The sequence below is a fragment of the Cellulomonas sp. KH9 genome, from assembly GCF_900114185.1.
GTDB lineage: Bacteria > Actinomycetota > Actinomycetes > Actinomycetales > Cellulomonadaceae > Cellulomonas.
Window position 1 is genome coordinate 289,295 of the sequence record NZ_FOSE01000002.1, and the last position, 17,431, is coordinate 306,725.

A 17,431-nucleotide genomic window follows, 5' to 3' on the forward strand; every position below is an offset into this window, starting at 1 on the left:
CACACCGTCGGAGTCGAGCTGATGCTTTTGACCCACATCGGGCGCAACACTAGGTGATCGTGGTCACTCCTGCACATGACACTGGCAAAGATGCTGTCTCTCCGGCGACCGGGGCACAGCCCGTCCTCGGCGGCCCTGGCGCCCGCCGACCGACGATCACCGACGTCGCCAAGGCCGCGGGGGTGTCCATCGCCGTCGTGTCGTACGCGCTGAACGGACGCCCCGGCGTCTCGGCCGCCACACGAGAACGGGTGCTGCGCGTCGCCGACGAGTTCGGCTGGCGCCCGAGCGCGGCAGCGCGGTCCATGCGCAGCGGGCCCCGGGCGGTCGGGCTCGTGGTCGACCGGGGCCTCACCGGCGCGGTGGGCTACGGCGCCCACGTCCTGGAGTTCGTCGTCGCGCTGCAGGACGTCCTCGCCACGCGTGGGCTGGCCCTGGTCCTCCAGGTGGTCGACGACCTGCCGGCGGCGGTGGCGCTGTACGGCGAGTGGTGGGCCGAGCGCCGGTTCGACGTCATGGTCGTGACGGACGTGCGGACCGAGGACCCCCGGCTGGACGCGCTGCGTCGGCTGCGGATCCCCGCCGTGGTGGTCGGCGCGGGCGACGTCCCGGGCGAGGTGGCGAACGTCCGCGTCGAGGAGGAGCAGGCGGCCGAGCGGGTGGGCCGCTACCTCATCGAGCTCGGCCACCGTCACGTCGGCGCCGTGACCGGCCCGGCGTCGCTGCACCGCACGCGCTCGCGGGTCGCAGGCCTCGAGCGTGCGCTGGACGCCGGCGGCGGCGTGCTCACGCACGAGCCGACGGGCGGCTCCCCCGAGGAGGCGGCGGCCTCCTGCCGGCGCCTGCTGACCGGGGACCGTCCGCCGTCCGCGGTGGTGTTCGACACCGACCACATGGCGGTGGCGGCGCTCGACGTGGCGCGGCGCACGGGGCTGGCGGTGCCGTGGGACGTCTCGATCGTCGCACTGTCGGACTCCGCGCTGTGCCGGCTGGCGACGCCGTCCATCACGTCGTTGCCGTCGGTCCAGGCGGAGCTCGGCACGGCGGTCGGCGAGGCCGTGCTCACGGTCCTCGACGCCCAGGGGGCGCCGGTGCGTCTGATCGAGGTCGGCGGTCTCGCCGTGCGGGGCAGCACCGGGCCGCGGTCCCGCTGACCGCGCGCGGCACAGCCGAACGGCGCCGTGCACCCGATGTGTGCGTTCACCTGCCTCCTGACCTGCTGCTTCGCCCTGCCGGGGCCGATCGGGGCCAGATCACGATCTGGTAACGGCGGCTTGCCTAAACGATTTGCCCCCGTTCGACCCCGCCGTCCGCGTGATGGATTCCCCACAGTCGTCGTGGACTGCGTCCGCGGCGGCACGCACCCGTCGCCGCCGAGGGCCGGGTGCGACCGACCACCCCCCGGAGGACCCGCGTGTCCACACACGGCAATCGAACGGAGCGAGGGCGCTGGCGCGCCGTCGCGACCGTCGCGACGGCAACGGCGCTCGTCGCGGTGCCCCTGACGCTCAGCAGCACGATGGCGACCGCTGCCGAGGCGCACGTCGACAACCCCTACGCCGGCGCCAAGCAGTACGTGAACCCCACGTGGGCAGCGACGGTTGAGAGCGCTGCCACACGTGCCGGCGACCCGACGCTCGCAGCCCAGATGCGCACCGTCGCCCAGCAGCCCACCGCCGTCTGGATGGACCGCATCAGCGCCATCAACGGCAACGCCGACGGCAACGGCCTGAAGTTCCACCTCGACGAGGCCCTCAAGCAGAAGACCGGCAGCACTCCCCTGGTCTTCAACCTCGTCATCTACAACCTGCCCGGCCGCGACTGCTTCGCGCTGGCGTCCAACGGCGAGCTGCCGGCCAGCGACGCGGGGCTCGCGCGCTACAAGACCGAGTACATCGACCCCATCGTCGACCTGCTCTCGGACTCCAAGTACGCGGACATCCGCATCGCCGCGACGATCGAGCCCGACTCCCTGCCGAACCTCGTCACGAACATGTCCGAGGCCACCTGCCAGGCGTCGGCGCCGTACTACCGCGAGGGCGTGAAGTACGCGCTGGACGAGCTGAAGACGCTCGACAACGTCTACACGTACATCGACGCCGCCCACTCGGGCTGGCTCGGCTGGGACTCGAACTCGGGCCCGACCGCCAAGCTCTTCGCCGAGGTCGCCAAGTCCACCAAGAAGGGCTTCGCGTCGATCGACGGCTTCGTGACCAACACGGCCAACAGCACGCCGCTGGCCGAGCCGTTCCTGCCGGACCCGACGCTGAACGTCGGCGGCAACCCGGTCCGCTCGTCGAAGTTCTACGAGTGGAACTCCGACTTCGGTGAGCACGCGTGGACGGCGCAGCTGCACCGCCTGCTCGTGGCCGAGGGCTTCCCGGCCTCGACCGGCATGCTCATCGACACGTCCCGCAACGGCTGGGGCGGCCCGGACCGTCCCACGAGGGTCTCGACGAGCACGAACCTCGACACGTACGTGAACGAGTCGCGCATCGACCGCCGCACCCACCGCGGCGCCTGGTGCAACCCGCTGGGTGCCGGCATCGGGGAGCTGCCCGTGGCCACGCCGTCCAGCGCACCGGCCGCCGCCCACCTCGACGCGTACGTCTGGATCAAGCCCCCGGGCGAGTCCGACGGTGCGTCGAAGGAGATCCCGAACGACCAGGGCAAGAGCTTCGACCGCATGTGCGACCCGACCTACGTCGCCTCCAAGCTGGCGAACAACCTGACCGGCGCCACGCCGGACGCCCCGCTCGCCGGCCAGTGGTTCGAGGCCCAGTTCAAGACGCTCGTCAAGAACGCCTACCCGGTCATCCCGACGAGCGGTGCCACCCCCGGCCCCACCCCGTCGGTCACGCCGAGCCCGACGGTCACCACGCCGCCGCCGGTCACGCCCAGCCCGACGGTCACCACGCCGCCGCCGGTCACGCCGAGCCCGACGGTCACCACGCCGCCGCCGGTCACGCCGTCGCCGACCGCGAACCCGGCCGGCGCCTGCGCCGTGACGTACACGGCCAACAGCTGGAACAACGGCTTCACGGCGTCGGTCAAGGTCACCAACCGCTCCTCGTCCGCGCTGAGCAGCTGGAACCTGAAGTTCACCTTCGCCAACGGCCAGCAGGTCCAGCAGGGCTGGAGCGCGACCTGGTCGCAGTCCGGCACGACCGTGACGGCCACCAACGCGGCCTGGAACGGCACGCTGGCCGCCGGTGGCTCGGTGGACATCGGCTTCAACGGCTCGCACTCCGGCACGAACAACGCGCCGACCGCGTTCACGCTGAACGGCGCCACCTGCTCGATCGGCTGACAGACCGGCTGACGAGCCGAGCGCGCACGCGCCCGACGTGACGAAGGGGCCCTCCCGGACCAGTCCGGGAGGGCCCCTTCGGCGGCGGGGGCCGACACGCCCCCGCACTCCTGCCCCGCTCCCCTCCCGCCGTGCACTCCCCAGGAGAACCGTGTCCACCTCACGCGTGCGCCGCCTGCGCACCGCGCTCGGCAGCCTCGTCGCCGCCGGCGCCCTCACCCTCCCGCTCGCCCTGTCCGCGGCACCGGCGCAGGCCGCGCCCACCGACGACTGGCTGCACGTGCAGGGCAGCACGATCGTCGACGCCTCCGGCAAGGAGGTGTGGCTCACCGGCGTCAACTGGTTCGGGTTCAACGCCACCGAACGCGTCTTCCACGGGCTGTGGTCGGCGAACATGCGGACCCTGACGCGCGACATCGCCGCCCGTGGCCTCAACGTCGTGCGCGTGCCCATCTCCACCCAGCTGCTGCTGGAGTGGAAGGCCGGCACGTTCACCAAGCCGAACGTCAACGAGTTCGCCAACCCGGAGCTGGCGGGCCTCAACAGCCTGCAGGTCTTCGAGACGTGGCTCGACATGTGCGAGGAGTACGGCATCAAGGTCTTCCTCGACGTGCACAGCGCCGAGGCCGACAACTCCGGACACGTCTACCCCACGTGGTGGAAGGGCGACATCACCACCGAGAAGGTCTACGAGGGCTGGGAGTGGGCCGCGACCCGCTGGAAGAACGACGACACGATCATCGGTGCCGACATCAAGAACGAGCCGCACGGCACCCAGGGCGACACCGAGCGCGCCAAGTGGGACGGCTCGACCGACAAGGACAACTTCAAGCACTTCGCCGAGACGGCGTCACGCAAGGTCCTCGCGATCAACCCGAACTGGCTCGTCTTCATCGAGGGCATCGAGATCTACCCCAAGCCCGGGGTGTCGTGGTCGTCGAAGGGTCTGACGGACTACTACGGCACGTGGTGGGGCGGCAACCTGCGCGGCGTGCGCGACTTCCCCATCGACCTGGGCGCGAACCAGGACCAGCTCGTGTACTCCCCGCACGACTACGGCCCGCTGGTGTACGAGCAGCCGTGGTTCACGGGCGACTTCGACCGCGCCAGCCTCGAGCGCGACGTGTGGGACCCGAACTGGCTGTACCTGCACAAGGAGGGCATCGCGCCGCTGCTCATCGGTGAGTGGGGCGGGTTCATGGACGGCGGCAAGAACGAGAAGTGGATGCTCGCGCTGCGGGACCTCATCGTGGACCGCCGCCTGAGCCACACCTTCTGGGTGCTGAACCCGAACTCGGGGGACACCGGCGGCCTGCTCGGGTACGACTGGGCGACCTGGGACGAGGAGAAGTACGCGCTGCTGGAGCCGGCGCTGTGGCAGCAGGGCGGCAAGTTCGTCGGGCTCGACCACGACGTCCCGCTCGGCGGCGCCGGCAGCACGACCGGCATCTCCCTCTCGCAGGCGACCGGGACCGGGGCCACACCGACCCCGTCGGTCACCCCCACGGTGCGTCCGACGCTCACCCCGACCCCGACCCCGACGCCGTCCGCGTCGGTCTCCCCCGGCCCGACCGCCACCCCCACCGCCCCGCCGACCGCGGGGCCCACCCCGACGACCCCGCCGACCGGGGCCTGCACCGTGACGTACAGCGCGAGCTCGTGGAGCACGGGCCTGTCCGGCGCCGTGCGGCTGACCAACACCGGCAGCACCCTGTCGGGGTGGACGCTGACCTTCACCGCCCCGGCGGGCGTGACCGTCACGCAGGGCTGGGGCGGCACCTGGTCGCAGTCCGGGACTGCGGTCACGGTGACCAACGCCACCTGGAACGGCGCCCTCGCAGCCGGCGGCACGGCGGAGATCGGCTTCAACGCGTCGCACGGCGGCACCGCCGGCACACCCACGGGCTTCGCGCTCAACGGTGCCCGGTGCGTCGTCGGCTGAGGCTGCCCGGCCCGTCCGGACGGACCGAGCGCCCGTGACCCGGTCGGCTGCCGCACCCCGAGGTGCGGCAGCCGACCGCAGGTCAGGGCGCGGCGGTGCCGTGCAGGGCCTCGCCCAGCGCGGCGAGGAGGTCGTCGACGTCCTGCTCCGTGGTGTCGAACGCGCACATGAGCCGCACCGTGCCGTCGGCGACGTCCCAGTCGTAGAACCGCCACGTGCGCCGCAGTGCGGCGGCGACCGGCCGCGGCAGCCGCACGAACACCCCGTTGGCCTCGGTCGGCAGGGCGATCTCCAGCCCGAGCGCGTCCAGCCCGGCGCGCAGGCGTGCCGCCATCGTGTTGGCACGCTGCGCGGACCGCAGCCACAGGTCGCCCTCGTACAGCGCGACCAGCTGCGCCGAGACGAACCGCATCTTCGAGGCCAGCTGCATCCCGGCCTTGCGCAGGTACTCCACCCCGTCGACGGCGCCGGGGTCGAGGACCACGACCGCCTCGCCGAGCAGCAGCCCGTTCTTCGTGCCCCCGAGGGACAGCACGTCGACCCCGCAGTCGGTGGTCAGCGCACGCAGCGGCAGGCCCAGGTGCGCGGCCGCGTTGGCGATCCGGGACCCGTCCACGTGCACCCGCATGCCCAGCGCGTGCGCCTGGTCGCACAGCTCGCGGACCGCGTCCGGGGTGTACACCGTGCCCAGCTCGGTGGCCTGCGTGAGGGAGACGACCCCGGGCTGCGCGCGGTGCACGTCACCGAACCCCCAGGCCTGGCGCGCGACCAGGTCGGGTGTGAGGCGACCGTCCGGCGTGGGCACGGTCAGCAGCTTCAGTCCGCCGACACGCTCCGGTGCGCCGTTCTCGTCGGTGTTGACGTGCGCGGTCTCGGCGCACACCACGGCACCCCAGCGCGGCAGCATCGCCTGCAGGGCCACCACGTTGGCGCCGGTGCCGTTGAGCACCGGGTAGGCGGCGGCCGCATCGCCGAGGTGCGTGCGCACCACCTCCTGCAGCCGCTCGGTCCACGGGTCGTCCCCGTAGGCGGGCTCGTGCCCGACGTTGGCGGCCGCGACGGCGGCCAGCACCTCGGGGTGCACACCGGCGTAGTTGTCGGAGGCGAAGTGACGGGTACCGGGCGCGTGCGGATCGTTCACGCCCCCAGTGTCCCCGACGCGTCGGACGGGTCGGCACCCGGGCGTGCGCGACCTCCCTCGGACCGGCATGATCCGTGCAGCCCACCCACCAGAGGAGCCCGCATGGCACGCACCGGCGGCGACGCCCGACCCGCCGACACCGGGAGCACGGACGTCCCCACCCCGGAGGGCCGCGGCACCGACCCGGACGGCCGCGACGAGACGTACATCGAGCGGATGGACCGCAACTGGGACGAGCTGCTGCAGGAGCTGCGCGTCACGCAGACCGGCACGCAGATCCTCACGGGCTTCCTGCTGACGCTGCCCTTCCAGTCCCGGTTCGCGGACCTCGACGACTACCAGCGCGACGTCTACCTGGTGCTCGTCGTGCTCGCCGCGCTGGCCACCGTGCTGATCGTCGCGCCGGTCAGCCTGCACCGGCTGCTCTTCCGCCGCCGCCTCAAGCCGCAGCTGGTGGACGCCGCGCACTGGTTCGCCCGCGCCGGGCTGGCAGCGCTCGCACTGGTGCTGTCGGGCGCGACCATGCTGCTGTTCGACGTCGTGCTCTCGCGGACGGCGGGGCGCCTCGTCAGCGGCGCGCTGCTGCTCGTGATCGTGCTCGCGTGGCTGGTGCTGCCCCGGCTGATCGCGCGTCGTGCGGAGCGCAGCACTCCCTGACCACGGGACGGCGACGGCCCCGGACCGCACCGATCGGTGAGGTCCGGGGCCGTCGGGTCCGGACCGCACCGATCGGTGAGGTCCGGGGCCGTCGGGTCACTCAGTCCTGGACGGCGCGCTTCAGGGCGCTGCCGGCCGTGATCTTCACACGGTGGCCCGCCGGGATCTCCAGCTTCTCGCCGGTCTGCGGGTTGACGCCCGTGCGCGCGGCACGGTCGGCGCGCGCGACCGCGAGGAAGCCGGGGATCGACACGCCGCCGCCGGCGGCGAGCTGCTCGACGACGACCTCCTGCAGGGCCTTGAGCGCCTTGTCGGTGTCGGCGTTGGTGAGCCCGGCCTTCGCGGCGACGGCCTGGACGAGCTCGGTGCGGTTGACGCTCACGGAGTCTGCTCCTCGGTACTCGGTTCACTCCCCCGGCCGGGTACGGGCCGGGGCGGTGCGGCACGTCGGGCGTGCGCACGGCCACCGACCCTAGCCTCGCCACCCCTGTACAGCCCGCCGACGCGGCCGGTTTCGGCGCTCAGCGTCGTGCACGCTGCCGCACCTCGTGCGCCGGACGGGTCGTCACGACACGTTCGGGGCCGATCCCGTGGGCCACCGCACGCTCGCACCCCACCCGCAACCAGTCGAGCTGGCCGGGTGCGTGCGCGTCGGAGTCGATCGTGACGTCGCACCCGGCGTCGACCGCGACCTGCAGCAGCTCGTGCGGCGGGTCCAGCCGGTCCGGGCGGCAGTTGATCTCGACCGCGACGCCGTGCTCGGCGCACGCGTCGAAGACCGCGCGGGCGTCGAACTCGCTCGGCGGCCGGTGCTTGTCGCCCACCTGCCGACCGGTGCAGTGCCCCAGCACGTCGGTACGCGGGTCGCGCACCGCGGTGAGCATGCGGCGTGTCATCGCCGTGCGGTCCATGCGCAGCTTCGAGTGGACCGACGCCACGACGACGTCCAGCTCGTCGAGCAGCTCGGGGTCCTGGTCGAGCGTGCCGTCCTCGAGGACGTCCACCTCGATGCCGCTGAGCACCTCGAACGGGGCGACCACCGGGCGCAGCGCGGCGAGCTGGTCCAGCTGGGCGCGCAGCCGCGCGGCCGACAGGCCGTGCGCGACCGTGAGCCGGGGCGAGTGGTCCGTGACGGCCAGGTACTCGCGTCCGAGCCCGACGGCGGCCAGGACCATCTCCTGCACGGGGGCCGACCCGTCGCTGGCGTCCGTGTGGGTGTGCAGGTCACCACGCAGCGCGGCGTGCAGGGCAGCCCCCTGCGGGGTGAGGCCCGCGTCCTGCTCGGCCGCACGGGCCTCCAGCTCGTCGAGCGTCGGCACGGCACGTCCTGCCATCGCGCGTGACACCACCCCCGCGGTGCTGCTGCCGACCGCGGGCAGGTCCGTCAGGGACCCGGCCGCGGCGAGGGCCGCCAGGCGCGCCGGGTCCTGCCGCTCGACCGTGCGGGCGGCCGCCCGGTACGCCTCCGAGCGGTACCGGCCCGCCTGCTCGCGCTCGAGCAGGAACGCGATGCGACGCAGCGTCGCGACGGCCCGCTCCTGGTCGTCCTGCGCGCTCACGACGCCTTGCTGCGCGCCCGCCGCCGCGGCGTGGCCTGCTCGTCGGCCCCCTCCTTCGCCGCCGCGGACCGACGCCTCGTGCCCGTGCCGCTCGTCGCGTCGTCACCCGTGCCGCTCGTCGCCGCACCCGCCTTGCGGCCACGACCCTTCGCGCCCTTGTCGGTGGACGCCTCACCGGCGGCGTCCTTCGTCGCGCGCGTGCGTGTGCCGGAGGTCGTGCGCGTGCGTGCCGCCGGCTTCTCCTTCTCGGTCGGGGCGTCGTCGGCGTCCTCGCCCCGGGCCGCACGCGCCTTCTCGACGGAGCGCTGCAGGGCCGCGAGCAGGTCGACGACCTCGCCGCCGCCCTCGCCGGCCTCCTCCTCGGGCGGTGCGGGACGGGCCTGCGTGTCCCCCGACGACACCTTGGTCTCGATCAGCTGCTCGAGCGCCGCCACGTACGCGTCCTCGTACTGCGAGGGGTCGAAGTCCCCCGCCAGGGACTCCACCAGCGACGACGCCATCGTCAGCTCCTGCGGGCGCACCGTCACGTCGTCGTCCAGCACCGGGAAGTCGGCCTCCCGCACCTCGTCGGGCCACAGCAGCGTCTGCAGCACGATGACCTTGTCCCGCACCCGCAGCACCGCCATGGACTCCCGCTGCCGGATCGCGACCTTCACCACCGCGACCCGGTCCGTCTCCTCCAGCGCACCGCGCAGCAGCGCGTACGGCTTGGCGGCCGTGCGGTCCGGCTCCAGGTAGTACGTCTTCTGCAGCATGATCGGGTCGACCTGGTCGGCCGGCACGAACTCGAGCACCTCGATCTCGCGCTCGGTGGCCAGGGGCAGCTGCTCGAAGTCCTCGTCCGTGAGGACGACCAGCTCACCGTCCTCCGTCTCGTAGCCCTTCGCGATGTCCGACCACTCCACGGCCTCACCGTCGATGCTGCACACCTTGCGGTACCGGATGCGGCCACCGTCCTCGCGGTGCACCTGGTGCAGCCGGACCTCGTGCTCCCCCGTCGCGGCGTAGAGCCGCACGGGCACGTTCACCAGGCCGAAGGCCACGGCGCCCTTCCAGATCGCCCGCACGGCACGTCCTCCCTCGTCGTGACGACAGCACCGCTCCCCCACGGGCCGCCCCACGCGACCGCTGCGCCGTCCACGGGCAGGATGGACCCGTGGAGCCCATGCTCGCCACCCCTGCGCCCGCACCGGCCGCCCTGCCGCACGGGCGGGACTGGGTCTACGAGGTGAAGTGGGACGGCGTCCGCGTCCTCGCCGACGTGCGCGACGGCACCGTGCGGCTGGGCAGCCGCAACGAGCGCGACGTCACCCCGGCGTACCCCGAGCTGCGCGGCCTGGCCGACCTCGGGGACGTGCTCCTCGACGGGGAGGTCGTGCTCATGGAGCGGGGCCGGCCGTCCTTCCCGGCCCTCGCCGAGCGCATGCACGTGCGCGACGCCCGGCGCGCCGAGGCCCTGGCCGCGGCGCGACCCGTCACGTACCTCGTGTTCGACGTCCTGCGCCGCAGCGGCCAGGACCTCGCGCCGCTGCCGCTGCGCGCACGGCGCGCCGTCCTCGAGGACCTGCCCCTGCCCGAGCACGTCCAGGTCTCCCCCTGGTACGACGACGGCGACGACCTCTGGCAGGTCACCGCCGCCCACGGGCTCGAGGGCGTCGTCGCCAAGCGCACCGACTCCACCTACCGACCCGGTCGGCGGTCGCCCGACTGGGTGAAGTCCGCGCACCGGCGCACCCGCACGGCACTCGTCGGCGGCTGGCGCCCGGAGTCCACCGGGACAGGGCGCCTCGGCGCCGTGCTGCTGGGTGCCCCGGACGCCGACGGCGCCCTGCGCTACCTGTGCCGCGCCGGCTCCGGGCTCGCCGGCCCCGCGGCCCGCGCCATGCGCGAGCGCCTCGCCCCCCTCGAGCGCGCCACCAGCCCGTTCGCCGACGACGTGCCCGCCGTCGACGCCCGCGGCACCATCTGGTGCGACCCGGTGGTCGTGACCGACATCCTCTACCTGGGTCGCACACCGACCGGGCGCCTGCGCCAGCCGGTCGTGCGCGGTGTGCGGACCGACACCACGGCCGACCCGTGGGACCAGCCCTGACACCCCGCGCGGACCTGACACCCGACCCGCCCCGCGAACCCGAGGAGACGCCGACCGCATGACCGCCGAGCGCCGCACCGTGGACGTCGGCGGCCGTCCCGTCCGGCTGACCCACCTCGACCGGGTCCTGTACCCCGCGACGGGCACCACCAAGGCCGAGGTCATGGACTACCTCGTGCGCGTCGAGCCGGCGATCCTGCGCCAGCTGCGGGACCGACCCGTCACACGCATCCGCTGGCCCGGAGGCGTCGACGGCGAGAAGTTCTTCGAGAAGAACGTCCCCCGCGGCGCCCCGTCCTGGCTGCGGCACCAGCGCCTGCCCGCGTCCCCCGGCACGGACGACGAGGGCACGACCCTCGACCTGCCGTTCATCGACGACCTGGCAGGGCTGATGTGGGCGGCCAACTCCGGCGCCCTCGAGCTGCACACCCCGCAGTGGACCGTCGGACCGCGCGGAGGCCTGCGGGGCGCCGACCGCCTCGTCGTGGACCTCGACCCCGGACCCGGCGCCGGGCTCGACGAGTGCGCCCGCGTCGCGCACCTCGTCGCCGAGAGGCTCGCCACCGAAGGGCTCGGACGCACGGTGCCCGTCACCTCCGGCTCCAAGGGCCTGCAGCTCTACGCGCCGCTGCCCCGGCCCCGCCCCGCGACCGAGGTGCGGCAGCTCGCGCACGACCTGGCCCATGCGCTCGCGGGCGAGCACCCGGACCTGGTGGTCGCGGTGCAGCGCAAGGACCTGCGCGGCGGGAAGGTGCTCCTGGACTGGTCGCAGAACCACCCGGCGAAGACCACGATCACGCCGTGGTCGCTGCGCGGTCGGGACCGACCCACGGTCGCGGCACCACGGGACTGGGACGAGATCGGTCCCGGGCTGCGGCAGCTGACGGCCGACGAGGCGGCGGACCGCCTCGCACGCGACGGCGACCCGTTCGACCTCTGAGCAGCTCGCACGACCCCCGACCAGGTCGCGCACCCGGCCACCGGCTCCGATGGCGGGGCGTCGCGGCTCCTGGCAGCGTGGACGTCACCCCGGGCCGGACGAGCCCGGCGCGTCTGCGAAGGAGTGGTCATGGCCCGCGATCTCCCGAAGTACACCGTCCCGTCGCTGACGCCGGAGGACGGCGCGCGGGTGGCCGCGATCCTGCAGGGTCGGCTCGACGCGCTGAACGACCTGGCGCTGACCCTCAAGCACATCCACTGGAACGTCGTCGGCCCGCACTTCATCGCCGTGCACGAGATGCTCGACCCCCAGGTCGACGCCGTCCGCCTCATGGTCGACGCGACGGCCGAGCGCATCGCGACGCTGGGTGCCGCGCCGGTGGGCACGCCCGGCGCCCTGGTCGCCGCGCGCACGTGGGACGACTACGCGATCGGTCGTGCGAGCACCACCGAGCACCTCGGCGCCCTGGACGAGGTCTACGTCGGCGTCATCACGGACCACCGCCGGGCGGCGGCCGACACCGAGGAGCTCGACACCGTCACCAACGACCTGCTGGTCGGGCACCTGCGCGAGCTCGAGCTGTTCCACTGGTTCGTCCGCGCCCACCTGGAGTCGTCCGGTGGTGCCCTGTCGACGGCCGGCGCCTCCACCGAGAAGGGTGCCGCCGAGGCCGCGAGGTCCGCCGTGACCTCGGACACCGCTCCGTGACGCCCCGGCACGCCGAGGCTCCTGCCTCGACCGGGTCCGCCGCCGGCGGCGGGTCGGACGACGACGGGCTGCGCGCAGGACGCGTCACGCCCCGGCTCGAGAACCCCGACGGCAGCCCGGTCCAGCGGCTGCACGTGGCGGCACGCCTGGAGGACCGGTTCGACGCCGTCCTCGCCCGCGTGCTGCGCCGGCGCGGCTGGACGGTGCGCGTGGTCGGGTACGCCGGGTACGGCTCCGGGGGCAAGGTGCGGGTGCTCGCGCGCACCCTGCTGGCCTCGCCCACCGTGCGGCAGCGGGACCTGCCCGACGCCGGCGGCGGCGCGCAGACCGGGGAGCGGCCCGCGCCGACCGTCCGGGGCTGGCGGTCGTTCTTCACCGCGCCCGTGGCCGGTGCCCCGGTCGAGGTCGAGGTAGGTGGCCGCACGCACCGGCTGACCACGGACCGCGGTGGCTACGTCGACGCGATGGTCGACGCCGACCTCGCGCCCGGCTGGCACGACATCACGCTCACGTCGGTGGACGACGCCCGGACCACCGCGCGCGTCGTGGTGGTGGGCCCCGAGCCGACGGTGGGCATCGTCAGCGACATCGACGACACCGTGATGGTCACGCGCCTGCCACGTCCCCTCGTCGCCGCGTGGAACGTCTTCGTGCGGCACGAGAACGCGCGCGAGGCAGTGCCCGGCATGTCTCGCCTCTACCGCGCCCTGCGGGCGGACCACCCCGGGGCCCCCGTCGTGTACCTGTCCACCGGGGCGTGGAACGCGGCACCGGCGATCGGCCGGTTCCTGCGGCGTCACGACTACCCCGCCGGGCCGCTGCTGCTCACGGACTGGGGACCGACCAACACCGGGCTGTTCCGCAGCGGCCCGCGGCACAAGGTGTCCGAGCTGCGCCGTCTGTTCGTCGACCTGCCGCAGGTGCGGTGGGTGCTCGTCGGCGACGACGGCCAGCACGACCCGCAGATCTACGCCGGGGCCGTGGAGCACCACCCGGACCGCGTCGAGGCCGTCCTCATCCGCCGGCTGACGGCCGGTGAGCACGTGCTCGCCCACGGCACGCCCCTCGCGACGCCCGAGCAGGAGGAGTCCGAGGAGCGGGCGGACGACCAACCCGGTCTCGACGTCCTCACGGGCGACGACGGGGAGCAGCTGCTGCAGCGTGCGCGGGAGGCCGGGCTCGCGCGCTGACGTCCGTCCGGGGTCGCCCGGGCCATCGAGGCCCGGGCGGCGCGGCGTCTCGGCGCGGGTGCCGCGGTCAGAGCCGCTCGGGGTCGTCCCAGTCGTCGCTCGAGGCGATCGCCTCGTCGTCGGGCTCGAGCTCGGCGGCGCGCAGCGACCGCGGTGCCCGTGCGGCGTCGCCTCCGGTGCGGGCGTCGGCGGCGTCCAGGTCCGCCTGGCTGAGGGGCTGGTCGGCCAGGCCGTGGGCGGCGGGGTCGGACGTCAGGTCGCGCGCGCGGTGGGGGCTCATGCACCGGTTCTACCCCGCGCCGGGCGGGTCGCGCACCCGCTCGGCGCCCGGCCCGGGCGTGTCGGGCGCCGGCGGCGGCGTGTCGTCGCGCCGGGTACGGCCCGGGCGCCGCGACGGGTGCACGGCGCGGTGTCGGTCGGCGACGACTGCGCCGCAGGTCAGCGCACCGCATGTGACGAAAGTCCCACGAGACAAACATCACATGACTTGTGGTGGGAGGTCTCTCGACGTCGACCTAGCATCGCGGACGTGGCACCTGGAGAGCACGAGACCGCGGCCGACGTCGACGTCCTGCTGGTGGGCGGCGGCATCATGAGCGCGACGCTGGCGTCGCTGCTGAGCACGCTCGAGCCCGGGTGGCGCATCGAGGTGCACGAGCGGCTGGACGCCCCCGCGCTCGAGAGCTCGAACGCGTGGAACAACGCGGGCACCGGCCACGCCGCGCTGTGCGAGCTGAACTACACGCCGCAGCGCGCCGACGGCACGGTCGACGTGACCAAGGCCGTCACGATCAACGAGCAGTACGAGCTGTCGCGCGAGCTGTGGCACCACCTGGCCGCGGCGGGCCGGCTGCCCGGCGGTGAGGACGCCGTCACCACGACCCCGCACCTGACGTTCGTCCGCGGGGCGCAGGACGTCGAGTTCCTGCGCCGGCGCTGGGAGGCGCTGCGCGCGCACCGCCTGTTCGCCGACCTGGAGTTCACGACCGACCCAGCCGTCATCGCCCGCTGGGCGCCGCTGCTCATGGCCGACCGGGCCGACGACGAGCCCGTCGCCGCCACGCGCGCGGCCTGGGGCACGGACGTCGACTTCGGGTCGCTGACGCGCGCCATGCTCGCCGACGCGGTCGAGCGCGGTGCGACCCTGCACACGAGCAGCGAGGTGACGCGGCTCAAGCGCCTGCGCGACGGGCGGTGGCGGGTCACCGTCGCGGACCGCCGCTGGAACGGCCGCCCGCCGCGGACGACCACCGCCCGGTTCGTGTTCGTCGGCGCCGGCGGCGGTGCCCTGCACCTGCTGCAGCGCAGCCGCATCAAGGAGATCCGCGGGTACGCCGGCTTCCCGATCAGCGGGCAGTTCCTGCGCACCACCGCACCGCACGTGGTGGACCAGCACCGCGCCAAGGTCTACGGCAAGGCCGCCATCGGTGCCCCGCCCATGTCGGTCCCGCACCTGGACGCACGCGTCGTCGACGGGCGCCGCGCGCTGATGTTCGGCCCCTACGCCGGCTGGAGCATGAAGTTCCTCAAGCGCGGCTCCTGGACGGACCTGCTGCGCTCGGTGCGACCCGCGAACCTCGTGCCGATGCTCGCCGTCGGCATGCGCAACCTCGACCTGCTGACGTACCTGATCCGCGAGGTCACCGCCGGGGACACGGCGCGGCTGCGCACGCTGCGCGCGTACATGCCGACCGCCGACCCGCGGGACTGGGAGCTCGTGACCGCGGGCCAGCGCGTCCAGGTCATCAAGCGCGGCAAGGGCGGTGGCGTCCTGGAGTTCGGGACCGAGCTCGTGGCGTCGGCCGACGGCTCGATCGCCGGTCTGCTGGGCGCGTCCCCGGGTGCGTCGACCGCGGTGGCGACCATGCTGGACCTGCTCGACCGGTGCTTCCCCGAGCGGGCCGACACGTGGCGCCCGCGGCTGCAGCAGCTGATGCCCAGCCTGGGCGGCGGCGAGTGGGACGCGGCGCTGGAGCGCCAGCTCGTGGACGACGGGACGCTCACGGGCGGACACTGAGCCCGTGCCCGACCACGACCTCCCCGACGACCACCTGACCGACGGCGAGCCGACGACCGACCTGCAGGAGACGCTGCCGGAGCCCGTCAGCGCTCCGATGCGCCACGCCAAGGTGCGGGCCTTCACCGACCACACGACGGTCGGGCAGGTCGTCGTGGACGACGACGGCGCGGTGACGATCGGGTGCGCGTGCGGCATGACGCTGACGAACGGGCCCGGGTGGTCGCTCGACGAGCACATCCGCCTGCACCGCGCCGAGGCGCGGTTCCTCGCGCTGTCGGCCGTCGCCCCGGCGGGCATCCCCCGCCTCGTGAGGGCACCGGGCCGCGCGGACGACTGACGGGCCCGCCCGCACGTGCGGACGTCGTGGCGGTCTCAGCCGGTCCGGCGGGCGGCGATGCGCGCCTGCACCTCGGGGCGGCGCAGCGGCGGCACCGTCGCCGGCGGGCGACGACGCTCCGGCAGCTCGTCGAGCAGGTGCGCGGTGATGTGCGCGATCTGTGCCACCGCCGCCTCGACCGGCCCACGGGTGGCGTCGGAGAGCTGCTGCACCCCGGTCACCTTGCGCACGTACTGCAGCGCGGCCGCCTCGATCTCCGCGTCGGTGGCGTGCGGCTCCAGGCCGCGCAACGTCGTGATGTTCCGGCACATGCCTGCCGAACCTACGCCTCGGCGGGTGCCGTGGCGAGAGGGCCGCCACCCGCCCGTTCCAGGCCGATCAGCGCACGCTTGGCCGCCTCGCCCCCGGCGTAGCGACCGGGCGACCCGTCGGACCGCACCACCCGGTGGCACGGCAGCAGCAGCGGCACGGGGTTGAGGGCGCACGCGGTGCCGACGGCGCGCACCGCGGCGGGGCGGCCCGCGGCCGCCGCGACCTGCCGGTAGGACGCGGTCGCGCCGTACGGCACGGCGGTCAGCGACGCCACGACGTCACGCCGGAACCCCCGCGTGAGCCGCAGGTCCACCGGCACGTCGAACGTGCGGCGTCGACCGGCGAAGTACTCGTCGAGCTCGCGCAGCACGGGGTCCAGGCGGGCGCCGCCCTCCAGCACCCGCGGGCCGACCCGTGCGGCCAGGTCGTCGAGCGCCGCCGTGTGGCCCTGGACCTCGAACGCGACCCGCAGCACCCCGGACTCCCCCGCGGCGACCAGCAGCCGACCCACCGGGGAGTCGACCACCCGGTAGGTGACGTCGAGCAGCCCGTCGGCCTGCGCCTCGGCGACGAGGCGGGCGTGCAGGCGGCGCAGCGTGGCCCGCTCGTCACCGGTGCGCGTGGTCGGGTCGATGGTCATGGCAGGCCCCCGTCGTCGATGGTCGCGCCGTACGTGCGGCGCAGGGCGGCCACCCCGTCGGCACCGGCGCGCCGTGCCGCGGCGTCGCTGCCGCCCACGAGCGCCGCGACGTCGGCGTACGGCAGGCCGCCCAGGTGGTGCAGGACCACCACACGCCGCTGCTTGGCGGGCAGCGCGCCGACCGCCCGCCACAGGTCGAGGTCGCGGTCCCCGGGCAGTGGCGCCGGTGCGACCAGCGGGTCACCCCGCAGGGCGCCCGGTTCGGCGGCGGGTGTCGCGTGCCGGGCGCGGCGGCGCAGCTCGTCGATCGCCTTGCGCCGCGCCACCGTCACGAGCCACGCCTCGACGTTCGCGTCGGGCGGCAGGTCGGGCCAGGCGCGCAGCGCGGCCAGGAACGTCTCGGACCACGCGTCGTCGGCGTCACGGCGCCCGAGCACGGCGCGGCACACGCGCAGCACGGTGCCCCCGTGCGCGCGCACCACGTCCTCGAACGGTCCGGTCATCCCCACAGTGTGCAGACGCCGCGCCCCGCCGTGACGTGAGGTCCGCCGGGGCGCGGGTCCGGGGCGCGCCGAGGTCGGCG

Annotated in this window: 18 protein-coding genes; 10 read left to right on the top strand and 8 right to left on the bottom strand. The window is 74.3% G+C overall.

Features of this window, described 5'->3' with window-relative positions; translation table 11 throughout:
- Positions 1-59 precede the first annotated feature (59 nt).
- The 3 genes from BMZ16_RS07480 to BMZ16_RS07490 all read left to right on the top strand — a co-directional run bounded on the left by BMZ16_RS07480 (position 60) and on the right by BMZ16_RS07490 (position 5,252).
- Positions 60-1,154, top strand: coding sequence for a LacI family DNA-binding transcriptional regulator (locus BMZ16_RS07480; RefSeq protein WP_089799955.1), 1,095 nt, complete (start codon positions 60-62; stop codon positions 1,152-1,154).
- A gap of 260 nt (positions 1,155-1,414) precedes the next feature.
- A complete protein-coding gene (locus tag BMZ16_RS07485; protein WP_089799062.1) occupies positions 1,415-3,310 on the top strand; it encodes a glycoside hydrolase family 6 protein in 1,896 nt (631 codons plus the stop codon).
- Positions 3,311-3,461: 151 nt separating this feature from the next.
- The gene (locus tag BMZ16_RS07490) at positions 3,462-5,252 is read left to right on the top strand and encodes a cellulase family glycosylhydrolase (protein ID WP_089799065.1); all 1,791 of its coding nucleotides are present in this window, start codon (positions 3,462-3,464) and stop codon (positions 5,250-5,252) included.
- 82 nt (positions 5,253-5,334) lie between these two features.
- Here the strand turns inward: BMZ16_RS07490 and BMZ16_RS07495 are convergent, their stop codons facing one another.
- Positions 5,335-6,393 carry a threonine aldolase family protein gene (locus tag BMZ16_RS07495; protein WP_255366437.1) on the bottom strand — a complete coding sequence of 353 codons (1,059 nt, stop codon included), beginning with the start codon at positions 6,391-6,393 and terminating at the stop codon, positions 5,335-5,337.
- Positions 6,394-6,609: 216 nt separating this feature from the next.
- Between BMZ16_RS07495 and BMZ16_RS07500 the strand changes: the two genes are divergently transcribed.
- Positions 6,610-7,050, top strand: a complete 441-nt coding sequence (locus tag BMZ16_RS07500) for a DUF6328 family protein (protein ID WP_089799956.1) — start codon at positions 6,610-6,612, stop codon at positions 7,048-7,050.
- Positions 7,051-7,150: 100 nt separating this feature from the next.
- Here the strand turns inward: BMZ16_RS07500 and BMZ16_RS07505 are convergent, their stop codons facing one another.
- From BMZ16_RS07505 to BMZ16_RS07515, 3 genes are all read right to left on the bottom strand, one after another.
- Entirely contained in the window at positions 7,151-7,432 is a 282-nt protein-coding gene (locus BMZ16_RS07505) for an HU family DNA-binding protein (RefSeq protein ID WP_089799070.1), read from the bottom strand.
- A 139-nt stretch (positions 7,433-7,571) separates the two neighbouring features.
- Entirely contained in the window at positions 7,572-8,609 is a 1,038-nt protein-coding gene (locus BMZ16_RS07510) for a PHP domain-containing protein (RefSeq protein ID WP_089799071.1), read from the bottom strand.
- Entirely contained in the window at positions 8,606-9,676 is a 1,071-nt protein-coding gene (locus tag BMZ16_RS07515; RefSeq protein WP_089799073.1) for a non-homologous end joining protein Ku, read from the bottom strand. Before BMZ16_RS07515 ends, BMZ16_RS07510 begins: the two co-directional genes overlap by 4 nt.
- A gap of 89 nt (positions 9,677-9,765) precedes the next feature.
- On the opposite strand from BMZ16_RS07515, the gene ligD (BMZ16_RS07520) reads away from it, so the two are divergent.
- The 4 genes from ligD (BMZ16_RS07520) (at position 9,766) to BMZ16_RS07535 (ending at position 13,539) form a co-directional block, all read left to right on the top strand.
- Entirely contained in the window at positions 9,766-10,701 is a 936-nt protein-coding gene (gene ligD, locus BMZ16_RS07520) for a non-homologous end-joining DNA ligase (protein WP_089799075.1), read from the top strand.
- 58 nt (positions 10,702-10,759) lie between these two features.
- A complete protein-coding gene (gene ligD, locus BMZ16_RS07525; protein WP_089799077.1) occupies positions 10,760-11,641 on the top strand; it encodes a non-homologous end-joining DNA ligase in 882 nt (293 codons plus the stop codon).
- A gap of 129 nt (positions 11,642-11,770) precedes the next feature.
- On the top strand, positions 11,771-12,349 hold the full coding sequence (locus BMZ16_RS07530; RefSeq protein ID WP_089799958.1) for a Dps family protein: 579 nt from the start codon (positions 11,771-11,773) through the stop codon (positions 12,347-12,349).
- Positions 12,346-13,539, top strand: coding sequence for an App1 family protein (locus BMZ16_RS07535; protein ID WP_089799079.1), 1,194 nt, complete (start codon positions 12,346-12,348; stop codon positions 13,537-13,539). Before BMZ16_RS07530 ends, BMZ16_RS07535 begins: the two co-directional genes overlap by 4 nt.
- Positions 13,540-13,606: 67 nt before the next feature.
- On the opposite strand, the gene BMZ16_RS07540 is transcribed toward BMZ16_RS07535, so the two are convergent.
- Positions 13,607-13,819, bottom strand: coding sequence for a hypothetical protein (locus BMZ16_RS07540; RefSeq protein ID WP_089799081.1), 213 nt, complete (start codon positions 13,817-13,819; stop codon positions 13,607-13,609).
- Between the two features lie 249 nt (positions 13,820-14,068).
- On the opposite strand from BMZ16_RS07540, the gene mqo reads away from it, so the two are divergent.
- Together mqo and BMZ16_RS07550 are read left to right on the top strand one after the other, a co-directional pair.
- Positions 14,069-15,556: a malate dehydrogenase (quinone) gene (gene mqo / locus BMZ16_RS07545; protein ID WP_089799083.1), complete on the top strand. Its 1,488-nt coding sequence runs from the start codon at positions 14,069-14,071 to the stop codon at positions 15,554-15,556.
- A 4-nt stretch (positions 15,557-15,560) separates the two neighbouring features.
- Positions 15,561-15,896 (top strand): hypothetical protein, encoded by a 336-nt coding sequence (locus BMZ16_RS07550; protein ID WP_255366440.1) that lies wholly within the window; start codon positions 15,561-15,563, stop codon positions 15,894-15,896.
- A 35-nt stretch (positions 15,897-15,931) separates the two neighbouring features.
- Here the strand turns inward: BMZ16_RS07550 and BMZ16_RS07555 are convergent, their stop codons facing one another.
- From BMZ16_RS07555 to BMZ16_RS07565, 3 genes are read right to left on the bottom strand one after another with little or no spacing between them, the layout of a single operon-like run.
- Complete coding sequence (locus BMZ16_RS07555) at positions 15,932-16,207, bottom strand: DUF2277 domain-containing protein (RefSeq protein WP_089799084.1); 276 nt, start codon at positions 16,205-16,207, stop codon at positions 15,932-15,934.
- An 11-nt stretch (positions 16,208-16,218) separates the two neighbouring features.
- Positions 16,219-16,848, bottom strand: coding sequence for a methylated-DNA--[protein]-cysteine S-methyltransferase (locus tag BMZ16_RS07560; protein ID WP_089799086.1), 630 nt, complete (start codon positions 16,846-16,848; stop codon positions 16,219-16,221).
- Positions 16,845-17,351 (bottom strand): RNA polymerase sigma factor, encoded by a 507-nt coding sequence (locus tag BMZ16_RS07565; protein ID WP_089799088.1) that lies wholly within the window; start codon positions 17,349-17,351, stop codon positions 16,845-16,847. The genes BMZ16_RS07560 and BMZ16_RS07565 overlap by 4 nt, the downstream gene beginning before the upstream one ends.
- Positions 17,352-17,431 lie beyond the last annotated feature (80 nt).